This window comes from Bradyrhizobium sp. UFLA05-109 (assembly GCF_054185165.1).
Window position 1 is genome coordinate 1 of sequence record NZ_JBBIAR010000163.1, and the last position, 910, is coordinate 910.

Sequence of the window (910 nt, forward strand, 5' to 3'; positions counted from 1 at the left end):
TGAGCCGGCTCGGTCTCCCGCCCGTTCCATCTATCAACCTGAACAGTTGCACGAGGCTGCGCCAACAGACCTCGCATCACAGGGACAGGCACCGTGATCATACCTCTCCGTTGCGTCGGAATCGACGTCTCCAAGCAATATCTTGATATCTTTGATGAAGCCGTGGGCATGCCGGAGCGCATCGCCAACGCGGCACAGGCCATCACACAGCTGGTGGCGCGTTGGCGATGCGACGTGCTGGTCGTCTTCGAGGCCACGGGTGTCTATGACCTTGCACTTCGCGAGGCGCTGCGTCAGGCCGGCATCCGCTTCGCCCGGATTAATCCGGCCCGTGCTCGAGACTTTGCCCGCGCCAGCGGCCAGCTCGCCAAGACCGATCCGATCGACGCGCGGATGCTGGCAGCCTTTGCGCGCGCCATGAAGCCCGTCACCGAGCAGGTCGCCACACCTGCCCGCGACGCGCTGGCAAGGCTGGCAAAACGGCGGGACCAGTTGGTCCTCATGCGCGCCCAAGAGAAGAACCGTCGCAGCGAAGCCGATGACCGCGCCATGGCCGAACGCATCGGTCGCCTTATCGAGGTTCTCGATCGCGAGATCGCCGAGATTGAGGCCGACATCAACGCACTCATCAAAGCCGAGCCGGAGATCTCGGACGATGCGCAGCTGATGCGCTCAGTGCCCGGCGTGGGTCCCGTGGCCTGCATGCAGCTCATCGCGCAGATGCCGGAACTTGGACATGTCGGGCCCAAGCAGGTGGCGGCGCTGGCCGGCCTGGCCCCCTTCAACGTCGACAGTGGTACCCACCGCGGCAAGCGCAAGATCGCTGGTGGTCGAAAGCGCGTTCGCGATGCCCTCTACATGGCCGCTCTCAACGCGGTTCGCCGGGCCGACCTCTTCAAGGCCTTCTACT

General features: G+C 64.5%; 1 protein-coding gene. It reads left to right on the plus strand.

The window, feature by feature from the left end; translation table 11 throughout:
• Positions 1-93 precede the first annotated feature (93 nt).
• A partial coding sequence (locus Q3C01_RS44845; RefSeq protein ID WP_458151744.1) for an IS110 family transposase occupies positions 94-910 on the plus strand: 817 nt, incomplete at its 3' end.